The organism is Pantoea sp. X-Soil-ISGK-259, from assembly GCF_059730705.1.
Map to the genome: position 1 here is coordinate 1,855,779 of NZ_AP035986.1, position 18,205 is coordinate 1,873,983.

Annotated in this window: 14 protein-coding genes; 8 read left to right on the forward strand and 6 right to left on the reverse strand. The window is 56.6% G+C overall.

What is annotated here, in order from left to right:
* Positions 1-52 precede the first annotated feature (52 nt).
* A complete protein-coding gene (gene manA / locus AC6I77_RS08665; protein ID WP_003853447.1) occupies positions 53-1,228 on the reverse strand; it encodes a mannose-6-phosphate isomerase in 1,176 nt (391 codons plus the stop codon).
* Positions 1,229-1,425: 197 nt separating this feature from the next.
* Between manA and fumC the strand changes: the two genes are divergently transcribed.
* Entirely contained in the window at positions 1,426-2,823 is a 1,398-nt protein-coding gene (fumC, locus tag AC6I77_RS08670) for a class II fumarate hydratase (RefSeq protein WP_003853448.1), read from the forward strand.
* Positions 2,824-2,867: 44 nt separating this feature from the next.
* Here the strand turns inward: fumC and tus are convergent, their stop codons facing one another.
* Positions 2,868-3,797 carry a DNA replication terminus site-binding protein gene (gene tus, locus AC6I77_RS08675; protein ID WP_003853450.1) on the reverse strand — a complete coding sequence of 310 codons (930 nt, stop codon included), beginning with the start codon at positions 3,795-3,797 and terminating at the stop codon, positions 2,868-2,870.
* Positions 3,798-3,983: 186 nt separating this feature from the next.
* On the opposite strand from tus, the gene AC6I77_RS08680 reads away from it, so the two are divergent.
* The 4 genes from AC6I77_RS08680 (at position 3,984) to AC6I77_RS08695 (ending at position 7,037) form a co-directional block, all read left to right on the forward strand.
* Positions 3,984-5,186 carry an MFS transporter gene (locus tag AC6I77_RS08680; protein WP_225613735.1) on the forward strand — a complete coding sequence of 401 codons (1,203 nt, stop codon included), beginning with the start codon at positions 3,984-3,986 and terminating at the stop codon, positions 5,184-5,186.
* Positions 5,187-5,390: 204 nt separating this feature from the next.
* Positions 5,391-5,885 carry an RrF2 family transcriptional regulator gene (locus AC6I77_RS08685; protein ID WP_003853455.1) on the forward strand — a complete coding sequence of 165 codons (495 nt, stop codon included), beginning with the start codon at positions 5,391-5,393 and terminating at the stop codon, positions 5,883-5,885.
* Between the two features lie 308 nt (positions 5,886-6,193).
* Positions 6,194-6,466 (forward strand): contact-dependent growth inhibition system immunity protein, encoded by a 273-nt coding sequence (locus tag AC6I77_RS08690; protein WP_231572333.1) that lies wholly within the window; start codon positions 6,194-6,196, stop codon positions 6,464-6,466.
* A 217-nt stretch (positions 6,467-6,683) separates the two neighbouring features.
* Positions 6,684-7,037 carry a type II toxin-antitoxin system HicB family antitoxin gene (locus AC6I77_RS08695; RefSeq protein WP_039660293.1) on the forward strand — a complete coding sequence of 118 codons (354 nt, stop codon included), beginning with the start codon at positions 6,684-6,686 and terminating at the stop codon, positions 7,035-7,037.
* 85 nt (positions 7,038-7,122) lie between these two features.
* Here AC6I77_RS08695 and oqxB read toward each other — a convergent pair whose 3' ends face one another.
* Complete coding sequence (gene oqxB, locus AC6I77_RS08700; RefSeq protein WP_003853459.1) at positions 7,123-10,275, reverse strand: multidrug efflux RND transporter permease subunit OqxB; 3,153 nt, start codon at positions 10,273-10,275, stop codon at positions 7,123-7,125.
* Between the two features lie 12 nt (positions 10,276-10,287).
* The gene (locus AC6I77_RS08705) at positions 10,288-11,442 is read right to left on the reverse strand and encodes an efflux RND transporter periplasmic adaptor subunit (RefSeq protein WP_003853461.1); all 1,155 of its coding nucleotides are present in this window, start codon (positions 11,440-11,442) and stop codon (positions 10,288-10,290) included.
* A gap of 302 nt (positions 11,443-11,744) precedes the next feature.
* On the opposite strand from AC6I77_RS08705, the gene AC6I77_RS08710 reads away from it, so the two are divergent.
* The 3 genes from AC6I77_RS08710 to AC6I77_RS08720 all read left to right on the forward strand — a co-directional run bounded on the left by AC6I77_RS08710 (position 11,745) and on the right by AC6I77_RS08720 (position 12,873).
* Positions 11,745-12,086 (forward strand): helix-turn-helix domain-containing protein, encoded by a 342-nt coding sequence (locus AC6I77_RS08710; protein WP_003853463.1) that lies wholly within the window; start codon positions 11,745-11,747, stop codon positions 12,084-12,086.
* Positions 12,087-12,172: 86 nt separating this feature from the next.
* On the forward strand, positions 12,173-12,607 hold the full coding sequence (locus tag AC6I77_RS08715) for a ribonuclease domain-containing protein (RefSeq protein ID WP_039660292.1): 435 nt from the start codon (positions 12,173-12,175) through the stop codon (positions 12,605-12,607).
* 2 nt (positions 12,608-12,609) lie between these two features.
* Positions 12,610-12,873, forward strand: coding sequence for a barstar family protein (locus AC6I77_RS08720; RefSeq protein WP_008926242.1), 264 nt, complete (start codon positions 12,610-12,612; stop codon positions 12,871-12,873).
* Here AC6I77_RS08720 and AC6I77_RS08725 read toward each other — a convergent pair.
* On the reverse strand, positions 12,870-15,245 hold the full coding sequence (locus tag AC6I77_RS08725) for a virulence factor SrfC family protein (protein WP_497816821.1): 2,376 nt from the start codon (positions 15,243-15,245) through the stop codon (positions 12,870-12,872). The two genes, AC6I77_RS08720 and AC6I77_RS08725, sit on opposite strands and share 4 nt — an antisense overlap.
* Positions 15,242-18,205 carry a virulence factor SrfB gene (locus AC6I77_RS08730; RefSeq protein ID WP_039660289.1) on the reverse strand — a complete coding sequence of 988 codons (2,964 nt, stop codon included), beginning with the start codon at positions 18,203-18,205 and terminating at the stop codon, positions 15,242-15,244. Before AC6I77_RS08730 ends, AC6I77_RS08725 begins: the two co-directional genes overlap by 4 nt.

Genomic DNA, 18,205 nt, shown 5'->3' on the forward strand with positions numbered 1-18,205 from the left:
AAAAGCTAATAGGTTGAAATAATAGCAGTTAACAGGCATGTCGTCAGCCGCTTCACCCTAAGTCGTTAAACACCCGCGCCAGTCGGCCCGTGCCAGCCGCCGTAACCGGTGATTCGCTGGCGGCAATGAAGCAGGACTCGCCAGGCTTCAGCGTCACCTGCTGCTCGCCTTTGGCGATCACGGCCTGGCCTTCGATGCAGAACATTATCGCGGCGCTCTGCTGCGCCAGCGACTGGGGTTGTGCATTGAGACTGTGAATAGCAAAGGCAAAATCGTCGACCGGAATCGGGAAGCGCAGTGTGTTGCCCTGGTGCTCCGGCGCTGTCAGCAACGCATTAGCGGGCTTCTCATCGAACTTCAGATTAGCCATCAACTCGGCAATATCGATATATTTCGGGGTTAAACCGGCCCGCAGGACGTTATCGGAGTTTGCCATCACCTCCAGTGCCACGCCTTTCAGATAGGCGTGCGGGGTTTCCGCGTAGAGGAACATCGCCTCGCCAGGTTGCAGGGTAATGACATTCAGCAGCAGCGGTGAAAACAGGCCACTGTCGTCAGGATACTCTGCCGCAATCATACGGATGGTTTCCCATGGCTCGCCCTGTTGCACGTCAAGCGCAGATTTCAGCACGCCCAGCGCCAGCGATTTCGCCTCGCCCTCCAGTGACAGCAGGGTAGAGAACAGCGCGGCCAGCGTATCCTTTTCAGGGTGCTGCAAAAAATGCGCAATCTGTGGATGTGCGCCCGCCACCGGTTCCAGCAGTGAAACCATCTGCGTCAGTGTGCGAAAGCCATTCATCGCCTGAAACGCAGTCAGCGCGTAGACCAGCTCTGGCTTGTGGTTGGCATCTTTATAATTGCGCTCAGCCGCAGCCAGTGGAATACCCGCTGCATTCTCACGCGCAAAACCCACTTCGGCGGCATGCTTGCTGGGATGAACCTGAATCGACAGCGGTTGATCGGCACATAACACTTTGAACAGGAAAGGCAATTCACCAAAACGCTGCGCCACCGCATCGCCCAGCATCGCCGCAGGCGAAGCATCAATCACGTCACGCAAAGAACGCTCGCTGCCCTGATCAATAACGGTTGAAGGGCTTTTCGGATGTGCGCCCATCCAGAGTTCCGCCATCGGCAGCCCTTTGGGGTTCTCAACCCCATAAAGTTCAGTCAACGCAGTTTTGCTGCCCCACGCGTAGTTTTGCAGCGAATTGTTCATTTTTTGCATCGCATAATCCTTTATCACGGGAAATTATTGCGGCTATTAAAGCAGAAACTACCGGTAAAAATACATATCCAGCGCAAAAGGACGCTAAGCTCTGATAATGTTAAATTATTGTATATTACTATTCTGACTGCCTGGCAGCCGATCGTGATCACGGACCAGGCGGTCATTCTTTAAAACAAGGTGAAGGAGACGTATTCATGGCAGCCAACCGCATTGAGAAAGATTCAATGGGCCCCATCGACGTACCGGTAGACAAACTGTGGGGCGCGCAGACGCAGCGCTCACTGGAACACTTCCGCATCTCAACTGAAAAAATGCCGACCGCGCTGGTGCATGCACTGGCACTGACCAAGCGCGCCGCCGCCAGCGTGAACCGCGATCTGGGCCTGCTGCCCGCAGATCGCGCCGATGCGATTATCAGCGCGGCGGATGAAGTGCTGGCGGACAAGCATGCGGATGAATTCCCGCTGGCAATCTGGCAAACCGGTTCCGGCACGCAGACCAATATGAACATGAACGAAGTGCTGGCGAATCGCGCAAGTGAAATCCTCGGCGGCGAGCGCGGTATGTCGCGCCTGGTCCATCCCAACGACGATGTGAACAAGAGCCAGAGCTCCAACGATGTCTTCCCGACGGCGATGCATGTCGCCGCCGTGATTGCCCTGCGCGAACAGCTGATCCCACAAATTCAGGTACTGAAAAAGACGTTGAGCCAGAAGTCTGACGCCTTTAAAGATATCGTCAAAATTGGCCGTACTCACCTGCAGGATGCGACGCCGCTGACGCTGGGCCAGGAGATTTCCGGCTGGGTGGCGATGCTGGAGCATAATCTGAAGCATATCGAACAGAGCATTCCGCACGTGGCGGAACTGGCGCTGGGCGGAACCGCAGTTGGCACCGGCCTGAATACCCACCCGGAATATGCAGTGCGCGTGGCGAAGGCGCTGGCCGACCTCACGCAGCAACCGTTTGTCACTGCGCCTAACAAGTTTGAAGCGCTGGCCACCTGTGATGCGCTGGTGCATGCGCATGGCGCGTTGAAAGGGCTGGCTGCTTCACTGATGAAGATCGCCAACGATGTGCGCTGGCTCTCATCCGGTCCGCGCTGCGGCATCGGCGAAATTGCTATTCCTGAAAATGAACCGGGTAGCTCCATCATGCCAGGCAAAGTGAATCCAACGCAGTGTGAAGCGATGACCATGCTCTGCTGCCAGGTGATGGGCAACGATGTCGCCATTAATATGGGCGGCGCGTCCGGTAACTTTGAGCTCAATGTGTTCCGTCCGATGGTGATCCATAACTTCCTGCAATCGATTCGTCTGCTGGCAGATGGCATGGACAGCTTTAATCATCATTGCGCTGTCGGCATTGAGCCGGTGCGCGAGCGTATCGACCAGCTGCTGAACGAGTCACTGATGCTGGTGACGGCGCTCAATACTCATATTGGCTATGACAAAGCGGCAGAAATTGCCAAGAAGGCGCACAAAGAGGGGCTGACGTTAAAAGGCTCCGCGCTGAAGCTGGGTTATCTTACCGAAGAAGAGTTTGATGCCTGGGTCCGGCCGGAAGAGATGGTCGGCAGCATGAAGTCCTGATATTCAGGATGAGTCAGAGGCCAGCAGATGCTGGCCTTTTTTATTCAGAGGGGGCAATCAACCCACAGATGCAGGCGGGGTATCAGCAGATTCAGTGGCTCAGCGGCCGGTTTATGACGATGCGTTATGTTATCGGCGTCGTAATTGAGTAACTCGCCCAGCGCCGGAACCTGAGTGCGATCGCGACAGATCACCAGTATTGGCGACGGGCAGGCGAGTTGCGTTTGCTTCTGTTCATCCGCGCGCCAGACACGAGCCACCGGCTGAACTTTTACGGGACGCTTGATTTTCAGCCGTGCCGAAGCGGGCAGGGCGCGTACGCTTGCCAGCTCTTCCTGCACTTTTTCCGCCCACTGTTCCCGTGACCACGGTGCCTTCGCCCGTCCCGACTTCAGGCTTTTTTCCAGCTGGGCGATCACCTCTTCGCGCCTGAGATTCTTGATAATGTGCTTGTTGGCCCAGCCGAAACGCAGGCTGTCTGGCGCGCTCAGCAGGGTAATGGTGCGATAGGCATTCAGGGTAATCAGCCCGCGCAGGTGCTGGTGGACAAACTCAAAACGCGCTTCACTCGGCAGCCCTGAATCCACGGTAATCAGCTGCTCCAGCCTTGCTTTCAGCTGGTTGATAAGTTCGACCAGCGAGACGATTTCCGCTTCCTGTTGCGCATCACATTCAATACAGAGTGCGCCGGGTAAGCGTACGGCTGCTTTCGTGCTCAGCTGTTCAGACTGGTGCTGCATAAAAAGGCGGCAGTAGTGGTCAAGCGCCATCTTTAACGCGCGCTCACCGAGATGCTGCTCAACGGCAATCCGGGTAATCGCCTCATGTTCGCGGCCTTTAACCACGGGCGGCAGGCTGAAGACACGGGCGATCAGCAAGGGTGTCGCTTCAATCTGCTGACGCAATTCACCCAGTGCCAGTTCCAGATCGTTAACACACTGATGCATATCAGCCACTAAGTCATAGCGCGTCATGTTGTGCCTCCATAGTTACAACGTCCACAATGTGGCAGAAGCTTCGGAAGGATGCAAGCGCTATATAGTTACAACATACTATAAGGTTTAATCAAAAAACCGTGCGGTCTGTCTGGCCTGCCAGCGAAAAGGAGATCACGCATTTTGGCTTATCGCAGAACATGTTATAAAACGGTTCGCCTGCTAATGAAGAGACCCCTTGTGAATCAGAACATCAAACCCGGCATCGCCGCCATTTTTACCCTTGGCTGGGTACAGATACTTTCCTGGGGCGGGTCGTTCTACCTGATGGCGGTAATGGCGAATCCGATTGCCGCAGAGACCGGCTGGTCACAGCAGTGGATTTACGGCGCGCTATCAACCGGCATTCTGGTGTCGGGCCTGCTGTCACCGCTGGCGGGCAGAATTATCGCCCGAACCGGTGGCCGCCTGCTGCTGGCACTGAGTGGCGTCGTGATGGCGGTGGGGCTGGTGATAATGGCTTACAGCGTCACGCTGCCGCTGTTTCTGTTCGCATGGGTAATTATTGGCATCGGAATGGCGATGGGCCTCTATGATGCGCTGTTTGCCACCCTCGGCACCTGCTATGGCGGTAAGGCGCGTTCCGCGATTACCAGCATTACACTGATTTCGGGCTTCTGCACCACGCTGGTCTGGCCAGGCACGGCGTTGTTAATTCACGGCTTTGGCTGGCGGGATGCCACGTTGATTATTGCAGCCATGATGGTGGTCTGCGTTTTGCCTGCTTATCTGTTTGCCATACCGGCAAACCACGCGAAGCAGCCTGTGAAAAGACGGAGCAGGGAGCCTGCCTCAGCGGAGATCGAACCTGCGCTGTTCTGGCTACTGTGCGCCATTTTTACGCTGGCGTCCGTGATCATGACAGCGATTTCGGTCCAGCTCATCGCTTTGTTGCAGGCGACGGGCCATACGCTGACCTCGGCGCTGGCGATCAGTGCTGTGATGGGTCCGTGTCAGGTGGGATCCCGACTCGTCGACATCGCCTTTAAGCGCAGTCATCCCATTCGAACCACCTTTTTCTCCGTCGGACTGGTCGCCGCAGGCTTGCTGTTGCTGGCGATCTTTCCACAGATGGCGATACTGAGCATGGTGTTGTATGGCGCAGGAAATGGCTTACGTGCCATCGTGCGCGGAACTTTGCCGCTGGTGATGGTCAAACCAGAGTCTTACGCAATCGTGGTGGGCAAAATGGCCCGCCCGGCATTAATGGGACAGGCGCTGACACCGCTGATTGGTGGATATGTGTTTGAAAGAATGGGCGCGCCGGCGACGCTGTGGTTGCTTTGCACCTTAGCAATCTTTAACGTGGTACTGGTTATGGCGCTGAAGCAGCGATTACCGGCGGTATCGGTCACCACCGCCCGATAGCAGGGGCCATTAAGTTTTGAGAGAAGCGGGCCGTTAGCAGGCTAAGCACCTTGTGCTATCGGGCCTCCGCCTTTGGTGAATACGTGCCTTGTCACCGCTGGCTTGCTTCAAAAAAGCAACAGTGTTTGTTATATTTATTGCTCATTGATTGTTCACTTATGCGGCAATAAAACAATAAGATCCACCGCAACTCAGGATAAAGAAATGCTTGATTATCGCTTCCCGACAGCTTTGCAAATGGTTCTGAGCGTAGCGATGGCGGAGCAAATGGGTAAACGCTCTACCAGCGCGATTCTGGCCTACGGGCTTGAAGCGAATCCCAGTTTCATACGAAAATTAATGGTTCCGCTGACCCGTGACGGCATTATCGTCTCGACGCTGGGCCGTACAGGCTCCATTCACCTGGGCCGTCCTGCTGCGGAAATTACCCTGCGGGATATCTATGTCTCCGTCATTGAAGACAAAAAAATCTGGGCCGCGCGTCCTGATGTCGCACCGCGTTGTCTGGTCAGTGCCAACCTCTGCTGGTACTTTAAGTCGATAGCTGATGAAGCCGAGCAGGCGTCGCTGGATGTGCTGGCAAAACGCACCGTGGCAGACGCGCTGAATGAGCTGAAGGTACGCGATACCAGCAACTGCACTGCCGTGCCAGAGCCTGAACCCGAAGAGATTGATGACCTCTGCAAAAAGAGCCGCTGATAGCGGCTTTTTTTATGCCTGCTGAGCCGTAACAGCCTGCCTCAAAACCACCATAAGCCAATAACTCACTTCCTGGGGCGGTTATCACGCTGAACCTGAGGGAACATTTGAAAGTTCAGCATCCATCAAAATATAAATGTTGTTTTCGTTTTCTGAAATGACAAGAGAACACGTTCACGAAAATCTGTTTTCTGGCTTTTGATGGAAGTAAAATTTGAGGGGAAGAGAAAATTAACGGAAAACCCTATTATTTTCTGACTTCATATCCTTCTTTCTGAGGCTATCAATGAATAAAAGCTATAAAAATACTGGAACGCTTATTCGGGTTTTTTTTTGGTCAGGATTATGATCTTTTTGGGGAAACGGTAGAAGAAATACTGGACAGTTATTTAGAAACTGAGAATCCAAAAACAGCAGCAAAAGTCTGTCAGGAAGCAGAGTATTTACTATCGTCGAATGATCAGGTACTTACAGAGACGTTTGAATCCATCAGCCAGGGAGAGTTCTATCCTGAACCCTGGGGGGAAACGGTGCGAACTTTTCTGGAAAAGATAAAAAGTCATTTAAGTGCCAGACTTTAACTCTCATGATTAACGGGTCATGTGGTTAATGACTGTGAGTAGAGTTTTTGCCCTAGTGAATAGCGAATGAAATGAGGGAGCGTAAGATGAGTCAGATCACGTTCGCTTCCACTGAAGTGTACCGATATATGTATGGTAAGTTTTATATTATTAATCAATTTATTATTTAGAAAATCCATTGCTGATATTCAGGTAATTAGAATGCAGGAGGCCAAAGATGGATAATCATTCAGATCTGGCTAACGTCGCCGGGCAACCCGCGGTGATCACCTATGTCCCCGAACTCAATATGTTCCGTGGACGCTTTACTGGCCTGTCAGGTTACTGTGATTTTGTCTCTGACAGCGTACAGGGCCTCTACAAAGAGGGCGACATTTCGCTGCGCGAATACCTGGAAGATTGTGCAGCCTCCGGCATCAATCCTTACGCTGAGCAGGAAAAAATCAAAACCTTCACGCTGCGATACCCTGAATCGCTGGGAGAGCGCCTGACTCAGGCGGCAGCTGAAAATGAAACCTCACTCAATGCGTTTATCATTGAAACGCTGAATGAAAAATTAGGTCAGCGTTAACCCGCGAAGCCGGATTGACAGGCAATCAATGAATCACAAATAAAAAAAGGGCGATCAGTTGATCGCCCTGATTAACTTCTGTGGTTTACACCGTCACTGACTCTGCATTGCCAGACCGGCGCGTCACCAGTTTGCGCAGGGCGACATAGAACACCGGCGTCAGGAACAGGCCGAACAACGTCACGCCGAGCATACCGGAGAAAACGGTGATGCCGGTCACGCCGCGCACTTCTGCACCTGCGCCTTCACCCAGAATCAGCGGTATGGTGCCAGCGATAAAGGCGATGGAGGTCATCACAATCGGACGCAGACGCAGGCGACACGCTTCCAGCGCCGCTTCCACAATGCCTTTGCCCTGAATCTCCAGCTCCCGTGCGAACTCCACGATAAGAATCGCGTTCTTACAGGCCAGCCCCATCAGCACCACCAGTCCGACCTGCACGAAGACGTTGTTGTCACCGCCGGTCAGCCAGACGCCAAACAGCGCAGAGAGCATCGTCATAGGGACAATCAGGATCACTGCCAGCGGCAGCGTCCAGCTCTCATAAAGCGCCGCCAGCACCAGGAACGCCAGCAGGACAGCCATCGGGAAGACAATCAGCGCGGTATTGCCCTGAGTTGACTGCTGATAACTCAGGTCAGTCCACTCGATGTTCATGCCGTTCGGCAACAGCTGACCGGACATCGCCTCAAGCTGGCTCATTGCCTGCGCTGAAGAGAGCACGCGCGGGTCGGCATCACCAATCAAATCCGCCGCCGGATAGCCGTTATAGCGGATCACCGGGTCGGGGCCATAGGTGGTGGTGATGTTAACCATGCTGCCAATCGGCACCATCTCACCGCGGTCGTTTCGGGTGCGCAGGTTAGCAATATCTTCCACGCTGTCGCGGAAATCGCCATCCGCCTGCGCCATTACACGCCAGGTGCGGCCAAAGCGGTTGAAGTCATTCACATACGATGAGCCAAGATAGGTCTGCAACGTGCTGAACAGGGCAGTCAGCGACACGCCCTGTGCCTTGGCTTTATCCCGATCAACCTTCACATCAAGCTGCGGAACGTTGGCCTGATAGGAGGAGATAGGGAAGTGCATCCCTGGAGTCTGCATGATGCTGCCCGACAGCGTATTGATTGCCGTCTGCAATGCGCCATAGCCCAGACCGGCACGGTCCTGCACATAGAGCGAATAACCGGAACCCTGACCTAGCCCCAGAATCGGCGGTGGCATAATTGAGAAGCCAAACCCCTGCTGGATTTGCGAGATCTTCGCATTGATCTCCGCGTTGATCTCCGCTGCCGTATGTTTGCGCTCATTAAACGGTTTCAGGCCGAAGAAGACCGTTCCGCTGTTTGGCGTATTAGTGAACTGCAACGCATTCAGGCCGGGGAACGCCACCGCATAGGCGACGCCTTCGGTCTGCATACCGATTTCACTCATCTTACGAATCACTTCATCGGTGCGCGCCAGTGACGAGCCTTCCGGCATCTTCACGCCGCCAATCAGGTAGAGCTTATCCTGTGTTGGGATAAATCCACCTGGCACGGTGTGGAACATAAAACCAGCACCGGCCAGCAGCAGCACATACACACCAAACACCGCACCACGGCGACGCAGCGTGCGACCAACCAGTGATTCATAGCCATGCGCACTGCGCTGGAAGAAGCGGTTAAACGGACGGAACAGCCAGCCAAACAGCGCGTCAATGATCCGCGTTAACCGATCTTTCGGCGCATCATGACCTTTCAGCAGCATCGCTGCCAGCGCAGGCGAGAGCGTCAGTGAGTTTATAGCCGAGATGACCGTGGAGATCGCAATGGTGGTGGCAAACTGCTTGTAGAACTGCCCGGTAACGCCCGACAGAAACGCCATCGGCACAAACACCGCGCAAAGCACCAGCGCAATCGCAATGATCGGCCCGGAGACCTCTCGCATTGCCTGATGCGCCGCTGCGCGTGGCGAAAGTCCCATCTCAATATTACGTTCGACGTTCTCCACCACCACAATGGCGTCATCCACCACGATACCAATCGCCAGCACCAGTCCGAACAGGCTCAGGGTGTTCAGCGAGAAGCCGAGCAGATAGAGCACGCTAAACGTACCGACGATAGAAACCGGCACCGCCAGCAACGGAATGATCGAGGCGCGCCAGGTCTGCAGGAACAGAATCACCACCAGCACGACCAGGATCACCGCTTCAAGCAGAGTCTGAACCACCGCTTTAATAGAGTCCCGGACAAACACCGTCGGGTCATAAGGCGCGGCCCATTTCACATCGTTGGGGAAGCGGGTCGCCAGCTCATCCATTTTGGCGCGAACCGCATTGGAGAGGTCAATGGCGTTAGCACCAGGCGCCTGGAAGATACCAATACCAACGGCGTCTTTGTTATTCAGCTGCGAGCGCAGGGCATAACTGCCTGAACCCATCTCAATCCGCGCCACATCACGCAGGCGCACCAGCGAGCCATCTTCTGAGGTTTTCAGGATGATGTCGCCGAATTCCTGCTCGCTCTCCAGTCGTCCCTGCGTGTTGATCGACAGCAGGAAATCGCTCTGCTTTTTCAGTGGCTCGGCACCCAGCTGACCGGCAGAAACCTGCACGTTCTGCTCCTGCATCGCCGTCACCACATCAGAGGCGGTCAGACCACGCGCCGCGACTTTATTGGGATCAAGCCAGACGCGCATCGCATATTCGCCTGCGCCGAAAATCTGGATCTGACCGACGCCCGGCAGACGCGCAAGCTCATCTTTCACCTTCAGCGTGGCGTAGTTACGCAGGTAGAGCGAATCATAGGTATTGTTGGGTGAGAACATGTGAACGACCAGCGTCAGGGTCGGCGACATCTTCTGGGTTGTTACCCCCAGACGACGCACATCTTCCGGCAGACGGGCTTCCGCCTGTGCCACGCGGTTCTGCACCTGCACCTGTGCCTGATCGGGATCGGTGCCTGGACGGAAGGTGACGGTAGTCACCAGCACGCCGTCCGAACCGGCCACAGACTTCATGTACATCATGTTCTCGACGCCGTTAATCGCCTCTTCCAGTGGCGTCGCCACGGAGTCTGCAATCACCTTCGGGTTAGCGCCAGGATACTCAGCACGCACCTGCACACTGGGTGGCACGACGTCGGGATATTCACTGATCGGCAGTAACGGGATGGAAATGACGCCGGTGACAAAAATCAGGATCGACAGCACCGCAGCAAAAATTGGCCGGTCGATAAAAAAGCGGGAAAAGTCCATAGCGGCCTCGAATTATTGAGCGGCTGCCGCACGCATGGCGACCTGCTGAGCAGTGACCGGCATGCCGGGCATAAACACTTTTTGCAGACCGGCGATGATTACCTTGTCACCGGCGTGCAGACCCGACTTAACAATACGCAGGCCATCTATCATCGCGCCGGGCTGGATATCGCGCCGCTGCGCTTTGCCTTCTCCATCCACCACGTAGACATATTTCCGATCCTGGTCGGTTAACACCGCTTTATCATCGATCAGCACCGCCTCGAACTGCGCGCTGCCTGGCAGACGCACGCGGGCAAACAGACCCGGCGTAAACTGACGCTGTTGATTGTCGAGCAGGGCGCGCATCCGAATAGTGCCCGTGCTGGCGGTCAGCTGGTTATCCGTGAAATCGATTTTGCCCTGATGCGGAAAACCCTGTTCGCCAACCAGCGCAATCTCGACCGGCAACGCATGACGCTGCTGGCCCTGACGCGCCATCGCCTGATAGTTGAGGAACGTGTTCTCATCGACATCGAAGTAGACATACATCTGCTGCTGCGACACCAGCGTGGTCAGCACGCTGGCGCTGTCGCCAGCGGTGACCAGGTTACCAGCGGTGATCTGCGCGCGGCTGGCGCGACCATCAATCGGTGCGGTGACGCGGGTAAAGTCCAGGTTAAGCTGCGCCATATCGACCGCGGCTTCTGCGGCCAGCACATCGGCCTGCGCCTGACTGGCAGCAGAACGACGCTGTTCCCACGCCTCGCGGGAAATCGCCTGTGTGCCGATCAGCTTCTCGCTGCGGCCGGACTCACTGCGGGCCAGACTCGCCTGGCTGCGTGCACGAGCCAGTTCCGCTTTGGCCTGCTCCAGCGCCGCGCGGTAACTCCGGTCATCAATGGTAAACAACACCTGACCTTTTTTGACTTCATCGCCTTCCCGATAGTTAACCGAGTCGATGTAGCCCGAGACGCGCGGACGCAACTGCACGCTTTGCACTGCTTCAACCCGTCCATTGAAGTTGTCCCACTGACTGACTGGCTTGATCAGCACGGGTGCGGCGCTCACTTCAGGCGGTGGCGGCGGGGCGTTTTGCGCCACACCCTTGTCGCAGCCGCTCAGTTGAGTGATGAGCAGTACCATCCCTAAGAGGGTTAAACCCTGACGAACCCGGTTCGTAATCATTGTTGTTATTCCGCGATAGATATAAACAGGCGGCCTGCAGGCCAATATTTGCAACTTTTAAGATTGCAATTAATCGCGGTGAGTGTAGGCTTGCGGGGCTGGCAACTGCAAGAATAACAGATACACTTTATGTGCGGTTTAGGGCAGGGCGATGAAGACCTGAACAGATCAGCATAAACCCTACAAAGAGTGCGGCATTTAATGTACTAATAAAACTTGCATTAAATGGCATAGTCAGCCACCCTTAAGTGTAACTGCAACTGATACTAATACTTTTCGCCACGGCGACAGGAGAGACTGGAATGATGAGTGATGCCTTTATTCACGATTTAATCGACTGGATTGATAACAACATCGAAGCACGTCTGGATCTGGATACCGTTTCAGAGCGTGCGGGTTACTCCAAATGGCACCTGCAGCGTATGTTCAAAGAGCACACCGGTTATCCATTGGGTGAATATATCCGCGTTAAGAAGCTGAAAAAATCAGCCGATCGCCTGACCACCACCGATGAGCCGATTCTCAATGTGGCGATCTCGTTAGGTTTCGACTCGCAGCAATCCTTTAACCGCAGTTTCAAACGTCAGTATGGTGTCGCGCCGGGTGCATGGCGTCGTCACAGCGGGGAATCGCACGCAGCTTAACCTCGCCAGGGCCAGCTTGTCTGGCCCGCGCTTTTCTCTGTGCATAAAACTGGTATCATCTGCGTCCTGTTGTCTCGGATGCCATCATGTCAAAAAAACTCTGGATTGGACTTTTCCTTGTCCTCGCGGCCTGTTTCTACGGCCTGAAACCTTATCTGAACACGGGTTCTACACCTGCCCAGGCGGATATCGCCACCCTGACCGATGCCCATACCGTGGCCCGCTGGGTGCTGCAGCATCAGCAATTGCCGGACTACTACCTCACTAAAAGCGATGCGCGTAAGCGTGGCTGGAATCCAGCCAAAGGCAATCTTTGCGAAGTTCTGCCAGGAAAAGCTATCGGCGGCGATCGATTTACCAACCGTGAAAAACGTCTGCCATCGCGTGCAGGTCGTCAGTGGTATGAAGCGGATGTGAATTATCGCTGTGGTCATCGCGACGCCGATCGTCTGGTCTACTCCACTGACGGGCTGGTGTTTCTCTCCACCGATCACTACCGCAGCTTCAGACAGGTACCCTGATCATGCTTAATCTGACCTTTGACCTGCGTCAACTCACCACGCGCGCGGCCTTTTATCAGGCGCTTGCTGATCAGAGCGGCTGTCCGCAGACGTTCGGACATAATCTTGATGCGTTATGGGACTGGCTGACGGGTGGGATGGCGCTGCCAGCCACGGTCTGGCTGCAGCACTATGCTGCGCATCAGGCCGATTTAGCGCCAGTGCTGGCGCTGCTGGAAGAGGCGGCGCAGTCGCTGGAGGGCGAACTGCGCCTGATCATTGATTAAGCGCGCAGTGGCCTGAGCAGGGCAACCAGCGCTTCACGGGCTGCCAGTGGCAGATCGCCGCCGCCGGTATAACCATTGTTCTCAATGATGACCTGATTCAGCCCCACCAGCCAGTCGTAGATATAATAGGCAGTATGGTTAGCCGGGGCCGCTGAGAGTTTGGTCAGACGCTGACCGGCACTGAAGCTGACGCTGGGCGCCGGAGGACGTGAGAATATCACCTGACCCCGGTTAACGCGGCTGTCGGGGCGTTCGCTTTCAGGGCGCTGTAAAAAGCCGAGCCAGGCAACAAAATCCCCCAGCACCGTCATCGCCCGCGTCACCTGACGATCGGCGCGTGATTCATGGCTGACGCTCTGCGAATCGGGTTCATGCAGCGCCTGCTGCAGTTTCTGCGCGATATCGGTACGGAAACCGGCCGTAATTAACTCTTCAACCAGCCACTCCATCGTCGCCTTGTCCACGTTGAGCAACGCCAGCAGGCTGCGGTTTTCCGGCAGCTGACGCAGATGATCCAGCCACAGCAGCAGCACCTGACGCGGGAACTGCTGAGCGCTTTGCAGGCTCTGACGCGGCTGAACCGGCTGAACCGGTGCTTCGGCCGGGCTTTCACTGAACAGGTCAAATTCGAACCCGATGCCGAACTGATTTTCCGGTGCCTGGCTGTTCGCGGGTTTGCTGCCCTGTAATGCTGACTGATTAAGCCAGAGCTGGCGCAGCGCCTCACGCGGCGGCTGCAGGCGTTCCAGCAGTTCGCCATGCAGGCCAGTACGATGCTGCAAACACTTCAGCAGCGTGTCGGCGATGTTCTGTTTGCGTGCCGCCTGTTCCGGACTGGCACCCGCTTCGGTCCAGGGCAGTAAACGCCGCTCAACCACGGTGTGCTGAATCTGCGCCAGCTGAGCCAGCAGCAGGTCGCGGCGGGCTTCCGGCTGCATCTCATCCTGTAACCAGCTTGCCATGCGGTCGACGCCCGCACGATCCAGTGCCAGCATCGATCCCCAGTGCTGACCCGGTTGTCCCATCTGACGCTGCACCGCTTCATCCACATTGACCAGCTGATGACGGGCATCGAACGGGGTAATCGCCCAGATCAGGCGCGGTTTCTCTGCCGATTCCTGAGCGGGCTGCTGACGCTGCCATTCGCGCAGCGTTTCGCTGGCGAGATCCACATCCTGACGGTGACTGGCTGCGGTACAAACCAGCAGCAGGTCAATCGCCTGACGCGCGGCATAAAGACCAGGCAGCAGGGCGCGTTTCTGCGCCAGCAGCTCCGCACGCAGGGGATCCTGCTGTTGCAGACGCTGACGATCTTCCTGGGTGGCCGCATCACCGGACTGACCCGGCGCGGGCAGCTCCAGCATGTCGGCATCATCATAGAGCGCAGTGCGCGGTGTGGAGCTCAGCGGCACCAGCACTTCCAGCGTCAGCAGCGCCAGTAATCCCAGCGGCACGTTTTGCGCCTTGCCGATGCGGTTACCGTTCAGCGGGCAGACTTCGACCAGCTGCTGCTGATCCTGCTCGCTGGCTGGCACAATCAGCTGTTCAGCCGGCAGCAGCGAGGCGTCGGTCAGCAGGCTCAGTGGCGCGATTACGCGGGTGCTGTTACGCAGCTGATGACGAAGATGCAGCAGGCTGCGCAGCATTTCGTTCAGTTCCGGCTGAGCAGGCCACAGCAGTGAAAAGAGCTGCACCCGGTCGTCAACGCTGAGCCACGGCGCCAGCTCAACCGCCTGCGGCCAGAAGTGACGGTCCAGCCGCACATCGTGGTGTGAACGACGACGGCACCAGGACCAGAGCGTGACCAGTGCATCACCGTCAAGACCGGCCAGCGGCGTAGCGAGGCGATGACGCTGCAGGCGCTGCAGTGCGCTGTCAATCTGCGCGGTGTCAGGCGACGTCTCTCCGGCACACGCGACCATCAGCCGCACAATCTCCGCTTCGCTCAGCAGCGTCAGTTCAACCGGCCACTCATTTGAGAGCGGCTCGCGCTGATGGCTGAAACGGGTCGCGGTAGCAAAGTCGAGATTGCCGGGATTGATGTGCTGAAACCAGCTCAGCTGTTTATCGCCCATGCGGGTCACGAGCTGGCCCTGCGCATCGGCCACCATTTCGTTCAGCAGCCAGGCTTTGCCCGCCTGTGACTGACCAAACAGTGCCAGCGTCACCGGACGTGCGACCTGCTGCGCCAGTGCCTGCGCCTGCACGCGCGCCTGACGCAGCTGCAGCGTCAGGGTTTCGGCTTCCAGCGCCAGACGTGGTGACTGCTCGCGGGTAGTTTCAATCCACGTCAGGCTGTTATTCAGGGCGTCCTGCAGCAGGCTAAGGCGTTTTGCCAGCGTTTGCGGCTGACGAGGTTTCAAAGCTTTCATCGTTTACACACGCTCCCGCTGTCAATCCAGTATTGCGCATTGGCATTGCCGGTCGCCGACAGGGTATTCAACTTCAGACTTAACTGCTCCAGCGGCACGCGGGTGCCATCATCCAGGCGCGCATCGCTCAGCACCAGGGTTTCCGGGCCGGAGGCATCGGGGCCGGCTTTTACGGCCAGTTTGATGCGCAGCACGCTCTCACCGGCCACTTTACGCGCCAGCGTGGTGTCGTTCAGCGTCAGGCTATAGAGCGGCGAGGCGGGCCAGCGCTCGTTATCAAGCTGACGGAAGCCGAGACAGACGTTACCACGAATACGAAAACTGCTTTTTTTATCCAGCGCATAGCCAGGATTGTCGAGGTCAATTTCGCTGTAGCACAGGTTCTCATCCGTTAGCGCCTGGTTTTCGTCAAGCATGCCAAGATAGCGAATGGTCGAATAGGGTTCAAAATCGCCTGCGCGGAACCAGAAGCTGCTGAGGCGGAGATCCAGCGCCAGCAGACAGAGCATCGCGCCGACTGCCGCTGTAGATTTCGGGTTGTCGATGCGGCCATGTTTGTTAAACGGATACCAGTCGCTGGTGTGATAGCCTTCCAGCGACAGAATACGGCTGCCCGGCAGCGGCTGCAGATGACGGACCAGCGCCTGAATACCCGGGAAGCGCGACGGGCGACCGGTCAGCAGCAGCACGTCGCACTGATAGAGCGACACCACTTCACACATTGAGCGCAGCGCCGGAATAATTGCCATCCGGTGCTGCATAAATTCGCCATGCAACTGGGCCAGACTGACCACCAGCGGCACCTGCAGCAGGTCAAAACGGCTATTGCCACCCAGTTCACGTTGGATCTCACCGTTAACAAACGCCAGCACCGCGTCGCCCGGAGGCTGATCGACCAGCTCGCCAAACAGCGCGTTGATCTCGGCGTGACTTTCCAGCGGATCCCAGTTTTCGTAACGCTCCAGCACTGCCTGCGCCAGCGGAATAAACAGCTGTAAGGTGACCTGCTGACGCAGTGTCGCCTGACCGTCCATGCGGCTGTCATGACCAAACAGCTTGTTCATCAGCGGTTCTGCCAGCGTCAGACCTGCTTTCTGAAGATGCTGCTGCAGCGCCGGTAAAATCCACAGCTGAATCACATCCAGCAGGATATCGTCGCCTGCCACTTTAAAGCCTTCGCGGAACAGCAGGCGCGGGGTGATTTTGACATTGTTGCCCTGACCATCGTCCAGACGATACTGGGTGATGGCGAGGTCAGTGGTGCCGCCGCCGATATCAATCGAGGCGATACGCAGGCTTTTTCCTGGCAGTTCGTCGGCCTCACGCGGACGGTCCGGACGCGCCATGCTGCTGAAGAAGTCTTCGGCACGACCGGCAAAGTTGACCTGGGTTTCATTGAACAGCCAGACCATCTGACCACAGGTCGCTTCATCCCACTCCATCTGCACATCCGGCAGCGGTTTCGGGGTCTGACGCGACAGCGAGGGGGTAAATTCATCTTCGTCCGCCAGCCAGCCTTCCGCTTTCCAGACCAGCGCCAGCGCTTCCTGCATCCGGCGGCGGAAAATTTCACGCTCCGGCTTTGGCATCGCCGATGGCAGCGTCAGGATCACATGGCGCAGCTGACGCGGCGCGTGGCTCTGTGGCATGCGCTGACGCTGTGCCGCGCTGTTCATCTGCATCAGCGCCTGAGCCAGCAGCTCACACAGCATAAAGGTCATTAGCGAACTGCGGCTGTAGTGCGGCGAAAAGACCGGCAGACGATCGTCCGGTGCCAGCGTAGAGAGCGGCTGGCCTTCGTCGTTCAGCAATGTGGTAAAGGGTGCGGCGTAGGCCAGCGGTTCAGCCTGATCGCCAGGGGTGTTAAAGCGCCAGCCTGGCTGATAGCGCGCTTCATCCCACAGATAGCGGCGCGGGCTGGAGAGGCCGGTGCTGCCTTCCAGTCCCACACGCTGCAGGGCCAGACGGCTTGCTTCACGTCCAACGCGCGTCAGAGACGGCCACATAAAGGCCTGTTCACGACCGCTTTCCAGCGAGAAATTCGCTTTACCAAAACGGGTTTCGGCAAACTCCAGACGGCTGTCAAACAGCTCGTTATAAACCTGATGCGGCTCGGAGAGATCGCGCAGCTGCAGCTCATAGGTCTGCTTCAGGCCGTTGCTCTCTTCCGGGTGATCTTCCACCAGAACGCCGCAGGTATGGGAGTTGCCGACATCCAGAATGATATCGACATTGACCGCGGGGGTCTGCAATGTAGCGGCCTGAATGTGAATTTCGCTGAGGTCGAGCTGTTCGCCCAGCAGCTCCAGCAGATTGAGGTAGTGCGCCTGATACTCAAACTCGCGCAGTGCCTGATTAATCGCCTGTTCGCGGCGATCGGACACGCGGTCGGTAAAGGATTCGCGCAGCCAGCCGTCAACCCAGGTCAGATCAAGAAATTCGCCCAGCTCGTAGTTGTGCCAGGCGAGCGCAAAGGTCACGCCATTTTGTGCATCAGCAGGGCTCAGGCCGAGCTGCTCGCCACCGTCCTGTTCCGCCACGCAGCGGGTGTCGAAAGCCAGGCTGACGCGATGGGTATTGCCCGCCGCATCAGGAGTGGGCAGGGCAACCAGGCGCATCCGCGCCCAGTTTTCAGGGCCACCAATAAAGCGACGTCCGCTGGCACAGCGCAGCATCGGCAAGGGCAGCCAGCAGGCTGACAGCAGGGTCAGGGAGTCTGCCAGGGCGATATCGGACTCCGGGCGCACCACTTCAGCGGCACCCCCATCTTCCGGATAGAGCAGAAACTTACCGCTGTTGCCATCGACCTTCAGGCGCAGCAGCGGGCCATTGGCGGTCTGGCGCACAAACTGGCGGCGCGCCGGGGTATCGGAGAGTTGCAGGCCAAAATCCAGAAACTGCACACCGCTATTTTCAATCAGCGTAATTTTTTGTTTGTCATCGATCAGGGGAGCCAGCAT

Coding starts and splice junctions, on each gene's coding strand:
- manA (WP_003853447.1), bottom strand. CDS start 1,228: ATGCAAAAAATGAACAATTCGCTGCAAAACTACGCGTGGGGCAGCAAA.
- fumC (WP_003853448.1), top strand. CDS start 1,426: ATGGCAGCCAACCGCATTGAGAAAGATTCAATGGGCCCCATCGACGTA.
- tus (WP_003853450.1), bottom strand. CDS start 3,797: ATGACGCGCTATGACTTAGTGGCTGATATGCATCAGTGTGTTAACGAT.
- AC6I77_RS08680 (WP_225613735.1), top strand. CDS start 3,984: ATGAAGAGACCCCTTGTGAATCAGAACATCAAACCCGGCATCGCCGCC.
- AC6I77_RS08685 (WP_003853455.1), top strand. CDS start 5,391: ATGCTTGATTATCGCTTCCCGACAGCTTTGCAAATGGTTCTGAGCGTA.
- AC6I77_RS08695 (WP_039660293.1), top strand. CDS start 6,684: ATGGATAATCATTCAGATCTGGCTAACGTCGCCGGGCAACCCGCGGTG.
- oqxB (WP_003853459.1), bottom strand. CDS start 10,275: ATGGACTTTTCCCGCTTTTTTATCGACCGGCCAATTTTTGCTGCGGTG.
- AC6I77_RS08705 (WP_003853461.1), bottom strand. CDS start 11,442: ATGATTACGAACCGGGTTCGTCAGGGTTTAACCCTCTTAGGGATGGTA.
- AC6I77_RS08710 (WP_003853463.1), top strand. CDS start 11,745: ATGATGAGTGATGCCTTTATTCACGATTTAATCGACTGGATTGATAAC.
- AC6I77_RS08715 (WP_039660292.1), top strand. CDS start 12,173: ATGTCAAAAAAACTCTGGATTGGACTTTTCCTTGTCCTCGCGGCCTGT.
- AC6I77_RS08720 (WP_008926242.1), top strand. CDS start 12,610: ATGCTTAATCTGACCTTTGACCTGCGTCAACTCACCACGCGCGCGGCC.
- AC6I77_RS08725 (WP_497816821.1), bottom strand. CDS start 15,245: ATGAAAGCTTTGAAACCTCGTCAGCCGCAAACGCTGGCAAAACGCCTT.
- AC6I77_RS08730 (WP_039660289.1), bottom strand. CDS start 18,205: ATGCTGGCTCCCCTGATCGATGACAAACAAAAAATTACGCTGATTGAA.